General features: G+C 63.3%; 7 protein-coding genes and 2 pseudogenes. 6 read left to right on the top strand and 3 right to left on the bottom strand.

All coding sequences use genetic code 11. The annotated features are described in order from the left end of the window. From AB9O74_RS02630 to AB9O74_RS02620, 3 genes and pseudogenes are all read left to right on the top strand, one after another. A pseudogene (locus tag AB9O74_RS02630) lies at nt 1-1,464 on the top strand (MFS transporter); the annotation flags it as partial. Further along, a complete protein-coding gene (locus AB9O74_RS02625) occupies nt 1,447-2,463 on the top strand; it encodes a glycoside hydrolase family 43 protein (protein ID WP_369348551.1) in 1,017 nt (338 codons plus the stop codon). The pseudogene AB9O74_RS02630 and the gene AB9O74_RS02625, both read left to right, overlap by 18 nt. Then, a complete protein-coding gene (locus tag AB9O74_RS02620; protein WP_369348301.1) occupies nt 2,453-3,322 on the top strand; it encodes an aldose 1-epimerase in 870 nt (289 codons plus the stop codon). The genes AB9O74_RS02625 and AB9O74_RS02620 overlap by 11 nt, the downstream gene beginning before the upstream one ends. A 5-nt stretch (nt 3,323-3,327) precedes the next feature. Here AB9O74_RS02620 and AB9O74_RS02615 read toward each other — a convergent pair. Continuing rightward, nucleotides 3,328-4,623, bottom strand: a pseudogene (locus AB9O74_RS02615) (DUF1254 domain-containing protein). Nucleotides 4,624-4,872: 249 nt separating this feature from the next. After that, the gene (locus AB9O74_RS02610) at nt 4,873-6,381 is read right to left on the bottom strand and encodes a DUF1254 domain-containing protein (RefSeq protein WP_369348300.1); all 1,509 of its coding nucleotides are present in this window, start codon (nt 6,379-6,381) and stop codon (nt 4,873-4,875) included. 110 nt (nt 6,382-6,491) lie between these two features. Between AB9O74_RS02610 and AB9O74_RS02605 the strand changes: the two genes are divergently transcribed. Both AB9O74_RS02605 and AB9O74_RS02600 read left to right on the top strand, forming a co-directional pair. Further along, nucleotides 6,492-7,970, top strand: a complete 1,479-nt coding sequence (locus tag AB9O74_RS02605; RefSeq protein WP_369348299.1) for an aldehyde dehydrogenase family protein — start codon at nt 6,492-6,494, stop codon at nt 7,968-7,970. A gap of 1,062 nt (nt 7,971-9,032) precedes the next feature. Continuing rightward, nucleotides 9,033-9,233, top strand: a complete 201-nt coding sequence (locus AB9O74_RS02600) for an antitoxin (protein WP_369348298.1) — start codon at nt 9,033-9,035, stop codon at nt 9,231-9,233. A 2-nt stretch (nt 9,234-9,235) separates the two neighbouring features. On the opposite strand, the gene AB9O74_RS02595 is transcribed toward AB9O74_RS02600, so the two are convergent. Continuing rightward, nucleotides 9,236-10,165 carry a DNA-binding protein gene (locus tag AB9O74_RS02595; RefSeq protein ID WP_369348297.1) on the bottom strand — a complete coding sequence of 310 codons (930 nt, stop codon included), beginning with the start codon at nt 10,163-10,165 and terminating at the stop codon, nt 9,236-9,238. A 104-nt stretch (nt 10,166-10,269) separates the two neighbouring features. On the opposite strand from AB9O74_RS02595, the gene AB9O74_RS02590 reads away from it, so the two are divergent. Continuing rightward, nucleotides 10,270-11,349: a site-specific integrase gene (locus AB9O74_RS02590; protein WP_369348296.1), complete on the top strand. Its 1,080-nt coding sequence runs from the start codon at nt 10,270-10,272 to the stop codon at nt 11,347-11,349. Nucleotides 11,350-11,372 lie beyond the last annotated feature (23 nt).

Raw genomic sequence — 11,372 nt, 5'->3', positions numbered from 1 at the left:
ATGGATATTCCCGAGCACACGCTGTCCGTCCGGGAGAAGCTGGGCTACAGCCTGGGCGACCTCGCGGCCAACCTGATCTTCCAGACGCTGATCACCTACCTGGCGTTCTTCTACACCGATGTGTACCGGTTGCCGCCCGCCACGGCGGCGACGATCATCCTTGTCATCGGCCTGCTGGGCGCCTTCGTGTTCACCCCGCTGATCGGCATTGCGGCCGACCGCACGGTCAGCCGCTGGGGAAAGTTCCGGCCCTGGATCCTGTGGACGGCGATTCCCTTCGGCGCGCTGTCGCTGCTTGCGTTCAGTACGCCGGACCTCGGCGGGCGCGGCAAGGTCATCTACGCCCTGGTGACCTATGGCCTGCTGATGTTCGTGTACGCGGCCAACAACCTGCCGTACTCCGCGCTCAGCGGGGTGCTGACCGGCAGCATGGCCCAACGCAACAGCCTGTCGGCCTACCGCTTCGTGGCGGTGATGATCGCGCAGTTCATCATCCAGGTGCTGCTGCTGCCGCTGGTGCTGATCCTGGGCGACGGGGACCGTGTGCAGGGCTTCGAGCGGGTAATGACCGTGTTCGCGGTCGTGGGCACGCTGTTCTTCCTGATCACCTTCGCCACCACCCGCGAGCGCATCGTGCCGGCCAAGGAACAGACGGGCGGGGTGATGCAGGACCTGTCCGACCTGCTGCACAACCGGCCGTGGAAGGTGATGCTGGCCCTGACGGTGCTGGTCTTCATCAACCTGGCCCTGAAGGGCGGCACCTACATCTACTACTTCCAGTACTACATGAGCGAGGCCGCGCTGGCGGGTTTTCTCGACACTTCCGGCTTCAACCGCTTCATCGGGGGAGTGAACGCGACCCTCAACGGATGGGGCCTGTCCGGCTTCACCTGGCCGGAGGATCCGGCGACGTCGGCCTTCAGCCTGTTCAACGCCTGCGGCATCCTCTGCATGATCCTGGGCATCGGCGTCTCCCGCCGCCTGGCCGACCGCTTCGGCAAGCGTGATGTCTTCGGCGGCGCGCTGCTGGTGTCGACCGTGTTCCTGCTGGTGTTCTACCTGTTTCCGCCCACAGCGGTCGGCGTGGCTTTTAGCGCCTTCATGCTGCACGGATTCTGCTACGGCATCACCATCCCGCTGCTGTGGGCGATGATCGCCGACGTTGCCGACTATTCGGAATGGAAGAACCATCGCCGCGCCACTGCGATCATCTTCTCCGCGATGCTGTGCGGGTTGAAGATCGGGCTCAGCATCGGCGGTGCACTGGTCGCCGGGATTCTCGCGCACCATGGCTATCAGGCCGGCGCGGAACAGCAGCCCCAGGCCGTGGTGGACGGCATCCGCCTGACGGTGAGCCTCTACTGCTCCATTCCCTTCCTGGTCGCCGTTGCGCTGCTCTTCCTCTACAAGATCGACAAAGGGATGGAGACGCGCATCGAGCATGACCTGCATCTGCGTCGCCAGGGCAACGACCTTGATCAGCTCGCGGCGCATGCTACTTCCCAGCCGCTGGTGACCCACATCTATACGGCCGATCCGTCGGCACACGTGTTCGAGGGGCGCCTGTACATTTATCCGTCGCACGATATCGACGGCGGCGCGCCCTTCGACGATGAGGGCGGGCATTTCGGCATGGAGGATTACCACGTGCTGCGGATGGACTCGCCCGAGGCCGACGCCATCGATTGCGGCATGGCGCTGCATGTGCGCGACGTACCCTGGGCCGCGCAGCAGATGTGGGCACCGGACGCGGCCCACCGCGACGGCCGCTACTACCTGTATTTCCCGGCCAAGGACGGGCAGGGCATGTTCCGGGTCGGCGTGGCGGTAGCGGATCGCCCGGAGGGGCCGTTCACTGCGGAACCCGAACCGATGGAGGGCACGTACTCGATCGACCCGGCCGTATACGAAGACGACGACGGCACGCATTACCTCTATTTCGGCGGCATCTGGGGTGGCCAGCTGCAGAAGTACCGTGACAACCGCTTTGATGCGACGCACGAAGAGCCGACCGGGGAGGCCCCGGCACTGGGACCGCGTGTCGGCCGACTGGACGCGGGCATGACGCGGCTGGCGGAGCCCACGCGCCAGGTCGTCATCCTGGACGAGCACGGACAGCCGCTGCGTGCCGATGACCATGCGCGACGGTTCTTCGAGGGGCCGTGGCTGCACAAGTACCAGGGCCGCTATTACCTCTCGTACTCCACGGGCAATACGCACCTGCTGTGCTACGCCATCGGCGACAGCCCGTATGGACCGTTCACCTATGCCGGGGTGATCCTGAAGCCCGTTGTGGGCTGGACCACGCATCACTCCATCTGCGCGTTCAAGGGGCAGTGGTATCTCTTCTACCATGACGCCTTGTTGTCGGGCGGCGTGACCCATCTGCGTTCGGTCAAGTGCACGCCGCTGCTGATGGACGCGGACGGCGGCATCCGGACGATCGATCCATATGGCGCTTGAAGCGGCGTCACCCGAGGATGATGCGCAGGCGCCGCTGCCGGGTGGGCGCCTGTACTGGTTGCGGGCGGGCAGGCTGGAAGTCGCGCTTGCACCGGACGCCGGTGGACGCATTGCGCAGATTCGCTATGACGGTGTGGACTGGTTGGTGGGTGAGCAGGAGGGTGGGGCGGCTGCGATCGGATGGGGCTGCTATCCAATGGTGCCGTGGGCCGGGCGGATCCGGCAGGGGCGATTTGCCTTTGATGGCAAGCCGTATGAGCTGCCGACAAACTTCGGCGGGCACGCGATCCACGGGGTGGGCTTCTCACGGCCGTGGCGCATCGACAGTCTCGAGGCGGACTGCGCCATGTTCTCGCTTGAGCTTCCCGAGGATCGCTACTGGCCGTTCGGGGGCACAGCGACACAGGCCATCCACGTGCATTCCGACGGCCTCGATCTGCAACTTGCCGTGCAGGCTGGCGACCAGCCCATGCCAGCCGTACTCGGCTGGCATCCCTGGTTCCGCAAACCGGACCAACTGCTGTTCGCTCCCAAGGCGATGTACCCCCGGGACGGGGAGGGCATCGCCACCTTGCCCCGTGTAAGTCCAGTGTCGGGGCCATGGGATGACTGCTTTGTAAGCACCGCCGACGTCATGCTCGTCTCAGCCGGCCAGCGACTGCGCATGCGAGCGGACACCGATCACTGGGTGATCTACGACGGCGCCGCGCACGCCACCTGCGTGGAGCCACAGACCGGCCCGCCCGATGGGTTCACGCTGGCACCGAACCATCTGCAGCCAGGTCAGCGGCTGGAGCTGACCTTCGAGCTGAGGTGGCAGATCGACACAGGCGATGTTCCGGCGCCCGGGGATCGCTAGCCGGATCACTGATCGGCTTGTTTCGACGCTGCTCCGCCATCGGTCGTTTTGACCACGGCGGGGGTGGTCCAGCGGCCCTCCAGCAGCGCCGGCTTGGGACGGTAGTAGCGCATGAACATCACGAACGGTCCCTTGGGAGCGGGCAGCCAGTTGGCCTGCCTCTCCTTGCCGGGCGAGTCCGCCTGGATGTAGATCGTCAGCCCACCGTCAGGATCCTTCTTCAATCCAGCCAGCATCGGCGAGTTGATCAGATAGCGGTTGATCGGATTCTTGACCAGCAGCTGCTACGGCAGTCCGTACATCGTGACCGACCAGAAGGCGTCCACGGGCGGCAGCTGGTCCTTGGCAAAGCGCAGGGTGTAGGCGCCTTTGCTGCCGTCCAGGGGCTGGCCTTCGGAATCCTTGTCCAGGATGGGGTACATCGCCTCTTCGCGGGAGTTCGCGCCGATGCCCACCTGGGTCCCGGTCGCACGGGCGACGTAGTCGTTCTTCAGGAAGTCCCGACTGCCGAACAGGGCATCGGTCTTGCCGCCCAGCGACGCGCGCTTGTCATCGATCTGCTTCTGCCCTTCGGCCATGCCCTCCTTGAGCGCAGCCTGCATCGGCGGCGGCAGGCGGTTCGCATCAAAGGGCTTGCCCGGCTCGATACCCAGCGTGGCAAAGCGCTCGCGCAGGGCCGCCTCGCTTGGATGCGGCGGCTGCGCGAACTGCAGCAGGAACGCCAGCTGGTTGAAGAACTCCAGCGACGTCCGATCCTGCGCCGGCGGCGTGGGCGTGATCCATGCGATGGCAGGCGCCGGCGGCGGTGCTGGTGTCCCGGCGAAGGCTGACAACGGCTGCACCTTGTAGCCGGCCTGGATCTTCTTCACGTTCTCCAGGTCTGCCGCGTTGAAGAGCTGGGTGCGGCCAACCACGCTGACCAGGTCGGTCTCCGAGCGGATCACCTTGGTGATGCCCTTGGGCGCTTCCCCCTTCCAGCCCGGCCCGGCGATCAGGAAGCTGCCGCCGTCATTGCCAGTCGTGCGACTGCCGATGTAGTCGAAATTGAAGGTGTAAAGATCCGTCAGCTGGAAGACGAAGTAACGATCCTTCGCCATCCTGGGCACGGTGATCACCACCGGCTCTGCCCGCAGATCCAGCATGGCAAAGGAGTAGGGCGTGTCCGAATTCGGCGTCACGAAGGCAGTGTCGTCCGGGGTGAACACGCGGGCGATGTTCAGGATGGCGTTGAACGGCCCCTTGTACTGCGGGTTGGAGGTGTCGACGTTGAACGCATAGACGGTCTTGTACGTGTCCACCATCGGGACACCGTAGACGTAGGCGTCGCGCGCGATGGTCCTGGCTTCTTCCAGCGCAACAGTGTCTGCCGATGCGGCGGGAGCAGCAGGGGATGCGGCAGGGGCGTGACCTGCCGCGGCGTCGCGGTCCTTCTCATTGCCGGACGATCGCTCGCCGCAGGCGCTGAGCATCATGCCGCTGGCCAGGGCAAGCAGCATCCCGATTCCCGTAGCCGATCGAATTCGATGGTGGTACATGCATCTCTCCTTGAATCAGGGGGTCGGGTTCTGCACCGGCTGCAGGGGAGGCAGGTTCCACTTGCCTTCGATGGCGGCGCGGCTCGGGCCGTAAACACGCCCGACCGCGCTGTAGGGGCCGGCCGGTGCCGGCAGCCAGTTGCTCTCCTTCTCCTTCCCCGGCGAGGCGTGGCCGATATACAGCGTCAGCCCGCCGTCGGCGTCGTACTTGAGTCCGGGGGTGCGGTCACCGATGGAGTAGCGTTTCAGGTCGTTGGCGTACAGGAAACGGTCTGGCAGCGCGTACAGCGTGACCGACCAGAAGAACTTCGCCGGGGGCAGGGCCTCCTTGCTGAAGTGGATCATCGACAGCGCATTGCCGTCGCCGACATACCCGCCGTACCACGCCTCCTCGATCGAGTTTCCATACAACCCCTTCTCGGCCCCGATGGCACGGGTGAGGTAATCGTTCTTCAGGAACGCGCGTGAGCCGAACAGGCCATTTGACGAGAGCGTCGCCTTGGCCTTTTCGGCCATCGCCGCCTTGGCATCGGCGACGCCGGCATCTATGGCGGCCAGACGGGCCGGGCTCAGCGCAGTGGCATCGAAAGGCTGCCCGGGCCCGATACCTATCTTGGCGAAACGCGCCATCAACCCGGCTTCGTCCGGATTCGTCGGCTGGGTGAACTGCAGCAGGAAATTCAGATAGCGGATGAAGTCGTGCGAGTGCGCCCTTTCGGCGTCATACGGGGGGAACTGGATCTGCGCAGCGGCTGGAGGCGCCGGAGTCTTCAGGTAACTGCTCAAAGGCTGCAGCTTCATCCCCTCCTGGATCTTCTTGACGTTGGCGATGTCCCCAGGGCTGTTCAACGCGGTGCGGGTGAGCGTGAGGACCAGCGAGGTTTCGGATGGGAACACCTCTTTGATGCCAGCCGGCTTGTCGCCATTCCAGCCCGGCCCGGCAATCAGATAGCTGCCCGCCCCGTTGCCGGTCGCGCGCGAACCGATGTAGGCGAAGTTGTAGGTGAACAGGTCCACCCACTGCTGCACGTAGTAACGCCCCTCGGGCACCTTGGGCACGGTCACGACCCAGGGCTCCGCGCGCAGATCCAGCCAGGCCCAGGAGTAGGGCGTGTCGTTGTTGGGCGTCACCACATCGTGGTTGTCCGGCGTATACAGCTCGGAATAGTGCCGGAACCTGCCGAAGCCGCCGACGTACTCCGGGGCCTCGGGCGAGGCCACCTGCTTGTAGAGCGTGTTGTAATTCTCGAGCATCGCAAACGCATAGATGTAGGCCTCCTTCGCGATCGCGCGCGCCTCTGCCTGATCCTGGTCGTCGGCTGTGGCGGGGCGGGTCTCCGGTGCAGGCGCTGGCGCTGCTTCCGAGCGGGCAGGCGAGTTCTCCTGGCGCTGGCAGGCGGGTAGCAGCAGGATCGACATCAGCGAAATCGAGGACACGCAAGGCATCAGGCGCATGGCAATGGGCTCATAAGGTTCCATGGCCACTGTCATCTGCATGCCGCACCGCGACAAGCGCGTATCCACTGTCCTGCGGTCAGTATTTCTACTGAAATGCCCAGCATCCATGCGAAACACACCTGATGCTTCCGTCCCGAACGCGCACTGAACCAACGAGATCCAGTGAACCTCCAGTGATGCGCATCGCTGAAGAATTCACGGTGGAGGAACCGCACGACGACGACCCTGTATGGACCTCCTTTTGCAGTGCAGAGTCTCCTTCCATGCCCAACAAGCAACTGACCACGATCAATCCGCTGACCGAAGAAGTGGTCTCTACCTATTCCTACATGTCTGACGCCGAAGCCGCCGCCGTCGTGAAGGCAAGCCATGATGCCTTTACCCAATGGCGTCTGCGCAGTCTGGATGAGCGAGCGAAGGTGATTGCGAACATCGCCAAAGTGCTTCGCGAGCGCAAGGAAGAGTTCGCACAGCTGATGACCGACGAGGTCGGCAAGCTCATTGAAGACAGCCGTACTGAAATCGAGCTGTGTGCCGGTATCTGTGACTACACCGCCAAGCAGGGGCCTGTGGTTCTGGCCGACGAGGAGCGCGATGTCGAAGGCGCCACCGGCATCGTAACCCACGCGCCGATCGGCGTGGTTTACGGCATTCAGCCGTGGAACTTCCCGGCTTACCAGGCGATCCGCTATTCCATCGCCAGCCTGATGGCCGGCAATGGCGTGCTGCTCAAGCATGCCGAGAGCTGCACCGGCAGCGGACTGCTGCTGCGTGATATCTACGAAAGTGCCGGGCTGCCCAAAGGGCTGTTCGGGGTCCTGTTGATCAGCCACGATCAATCGAATGGCATCGTGGAAAACGACCTGGTGCGCGCGGTGACACTGACCGGAAGCGAAGCGGCAGGGCGCACCGTGGCAGCCAAGGCCGGCGCGGCCCTGAAGAAGACGGTGCTTGAGCTGGGCTCCAACGACGCCTATCTGGTGCTCGATGATGCCGACCTCGATCTGGCGGTGGCGACCTGTGTCAAAGGCCGCCTGTTCAACAACGGGCAGACCTGCGTCAACGCCAAGCGCTTCATCGTGACAAAGAAGAATTACGAGGCCTTCGTCAGCGCTTATGCAAAGGCGTTCGAAGCGATCCGGACGGGCGACCCGAATGCCGACGACACCCAGCTCGGCCCGATGGTCTCCAAGCCACAGCGCGACAAGCTGCACGAACAAGTGACCAAGAGCGTCTCGCAGGGAGCGCGTCTGGTGGTTGGCGGCGAAGTGCCAGACCGCACCGGCTGGTTCTACCCGGCCACCGTACTTGCAGATGTAGCACCGGGGCAGGTGGCCTATGAGGATGAGCTGTTCGGTCCTGCAGCGGCCATCATCCGCGCCGAAGACGATATGGATGCATTGCGCATCGCCAACGACAGCCGCTACGGCCTGGGCGGGGGCATCTTCAGCCGTGACGTGCAGCGCGCCCGGGAACTGGCCAGTAAGTATTTCGACACGGGTATGGTGTTCATCAACACCTTCGACGTCGCTTCCCCAGCGCTTCCGTTCGGTGGCGTGAAGGCGTCCGGCTACGGTCGTGAGCACGGTCCGGAAGGTCTCAAGGAGTTCGTGAACGTCAAGTCGATCAAGATTGCGGCTGCAGCGTCGGCTTGAGTTGAGCACAGGCGCCGCGCGAGTCGAGATTGCGCGTGCGCCTGATGTTCGAGCCGGGCAGGGAACTCACCAGCGGTACGTTTGAGGCGGTAAGCTTCCCCCAGCTACATGGGGAAGCTCATGCTCAAAAGGATTTCAGCAGGACTGCTGCTTTTTTCGCTTGCCTGGTCTTCGCAGGCTCAGTTGCACTCTGCAACGGGCCCCGGACCCAAGCCTTTGCCTACGGCGCCCAAGGCTGCCTACAACTCGATGTCAAAGAGCACCTCGCCCTTCAACTGCCAAGAATTGGCATGGCCGAACCACCCGCATCCGAGCATGAAGGCGTATTGCGAACGCGTTGAGGCCCGCACTCTGTCAGCTGAGGCCCAGCGCGCTGGGCGCCCGGGTCCTTCGGACAACGTGATCAACCTGCCTCCCTTGGGGTCAGACGCCTCCAAACGCTCGGGAACCGCATGTATCGGCGGTCAAGCGTTCCGAAAGCTCCCGAATGAATGGGAGCAAATCCATGCTCATGCGGGCGGCTGGCAGCGTTGCCGGGAGCAGTAGCCGGTCTCTGCAAATTCTGACGCGTTCGCGCAGGTCTACGACGCTGGAATCCATTATCGCGTCGTCCGTAGCCGGGCTTCCTGCATCATCAGCCGCCATTCGGGGGCGATGTTGCAGGTCAGCGACCACTAGGTCATGTCGCATGGTTCAAGGCTGTAGCCCTCAGGGTGAACATGTGGCCTCAATCTCGTCTTTGTTCGGTTCCCGGGAAGGGAGGCAAGACTTGATCCATAGCCAGACCCACGCCAAACGGCGCGTTACGCCATTTCGCATAATGTATATTATGTAAAGACGCTGGCGGCCGCAGTGAGGTACCACGTGGGCTGTCGGCTTTCCTAATTGTTGTCAATTTTACCCTTAACCCTGCCAGCCATTGATTTCATTGAGGTTTTTTGTTGCTCAGATGACAGCATCTAGGGAAACAGAGGGGCCGCATAAGAGCGTTCGCCCAGGCGCCTTCTCCATAGTTCCGAGCGCCTATAAGGCGCCCCGAAGAAATTGGGGTACGCTCTGACAATGGACAAGCCCAATGCCCGACCCACCGAATTTGGCTCTGCTGAGGACTTTGCTGAAAAGGCAAAGAGCCACACTCAGTGGTTTCAGGCAAAGGTCGAGCGCGCCCTGGCTGACAGTAGGCCGACGATTCCGCACGACCAAGTGATCACTGAAATACGCGCCGCAATCGCCGCTGCCGCGAAGCGGAAGACACTCACGTGAGCCTATGGTGCCTTGGCCGTGGCCTTCTTAGCTCGTTTTGAAGCTTTCTTAGGAGATTTTTGAGCTTGCTGATTTCGCCGAAGCGCTGCCTCGAATTCGGCGGGCAGACTTTGGAGCCTCGCAAGTTGCTCCTCAAGCGCGGCGCTCCTTCCGCGCTGGTTGTCCGCCTCAGCGGTTGCCGAACTGGCTGCGGCTTGCGCTCGCTCCACGGCATGCCGGAGGTCCGCCTCAACGCCGGCGTGTTTCTTTACCGTCGCAGCAAGCTGCGCTTGCAGCAGTCTGACTTCTTGCCGGGCCTGATCTACGTCGCGTAGCGCTCGATCCTCGGCAGATCTGACGTACTGGCCAAGCGATTCTCGCTCAGATCTCGCCAACTCCTGGACTTCCTGCACCCTAGCGTCGAGTGAATCCCGCGCTGCCTCCAGCAGTTCCACACGCTGGTGACTAGATTTCAGTTGTTGCTTCAGCTCGCCGATCTGGGCATGGAGTTGCTCCACTAGTCTCTGAAGCTCTGTCGCACGTGCAGTGGCAAGCTTCTCCGAAAGATCGGCTGCCTCTGAAAGAGAGCGAATCTCGCTCGCCTGTTTTTCTAACTCCTCCTGCTGACGGTGGTGCTCTTCGCGCTCAGCTGAGAGCTCCCGCCTGGCCTCGGCCAGATCTACCAGGGCCGCCTCTCGAGCATGCTGTAGGGCCAGCGCCCACCACTGCCCGGCGATCTCCGCAAGAACGGCGGGAGCGTCCTTCAGATCTGGTCGCTCCGGCTGCAGGCGAGTGCCTAGATTCTCCCACCAAGTCTCCAGCCAGCGCGTCACCGTGTTGGGTGACCCCGTACCAAGGTGGCCGCGGATGCGCTCTACCGTTGGTCGCTCGCCCCTGGCGACCAGTTCGTCAGCAGCTGTGTGAACGTCGGATTCGGTGATGCCGCGAGCCATAGAATTGCCTCCTGTATGGGCACCCTGCCCCGTTGATTCCGTACTGGTGATAAGTGATGATTATCGTCAGTACATGCCCATTTCCATAACGTACATTACATAGTATGAAGCGAAATACCACGTTACCTGCTGTGGCGGCGACGGCTGCGAACCTAGTGCTGCCCGAGCAGCTGGCCCAACAGGCCGCCGATGCGGTGCGCGAACTGCTCGCCGAAGCGGCCGCCGCCAACACCACCCGCAGCTACGCCACCGCCCTGCGCTACTGGGCCGGCTGGCACCAGGCCCGTTACCGCGTCGAGCTGGCCTTGCCGGCCAGCGAGGCCGTGGTGATCCAGTTCCTGGTCGACCACATCCAGCGCAAGAGCAAGACGTGTCTGATCAGTGAGCTGCCGCCGGCGATCGACCAGACGCTTGTGGCTGCCGGTCTCAAGGCCAAGGTCGGGCCGCTGAAGCTGTCGACCGTGGTCCAGCGGGTGGCCGTGCTGTCGACAGCGCACAAGCTCAAGCGCCTGACCAACCCATGCGAGCTGCCCAGCGTTCGCACGCTGTTGAGCCGGGCCCGGCGCGCCTCGGTCAAGCGTGGCGAGCGCCCGACCAAGAAGACCGCGATTACCCGGGCCGAGCTCGAGGCCATTCTTGCGACCTGCGATGGCAGCTTGGAAGGCCTGCGCGATCGCGCCCTGCTCTGCTTTGGCTTTGCCAGCGGCGGGCGGCGGCGCAGCGAGATCGCGGCGGCGGACATGCGCGATCTGCGCAAGGTCGGTGAGGACGGTTACATCTACCGGCTGGAGTACTCCAAGACCCAGCAGGCGGGGGTGACCGTGGATTCGACGCCGGACAAGCCGATCCTGGGGCGCAGCGCCGAGGCGTTGGCTGCCTGGCTCGATGCGGCGAAAATCCGCGAAGGAGCGATTTTCCGGCGGATATGGAAGGATCGCGTCGGCCCTGCCCTCCTCCCCGGCTCAGTGGCCACTATCGTGAAGCGCCGGGCACGCTTGGCGGGGTTGGAAGGTGACTTTGGGGCGCATAGTCTAAGGTCGGGGTTTGTGACCGAGGCCGGCAAGCAAGGGGTGCCCTTGCCTGCGGTGATGGCAATGACGGAGCATCGCTCCGTGGCGAGTGTGATTGGGTACTTCCAGGCCGGAGCAGCGGAAGACAACCCTGCTGCTCGTCTGCTGAAGTGACCTGGGCTCGTGTGCAAACGGCC

The sequence above is a fragment of the Stenotrophomonas sp. JAG2 genome (assembly GCF_041080745.1).
Classification (GTDB): domain Bacteria; phylum Pseudomonadota; class Gammaproteobacteria; order Xanthomonadales; family Xanthomonadaceae; genus Stenotrophomonas; species Stenotrophomonas maltophilia_AA.
Note: the sequence above shows the minus strand (reverse complement) of the source record. Positions and strands in the feature narration are given on the sequence as shown.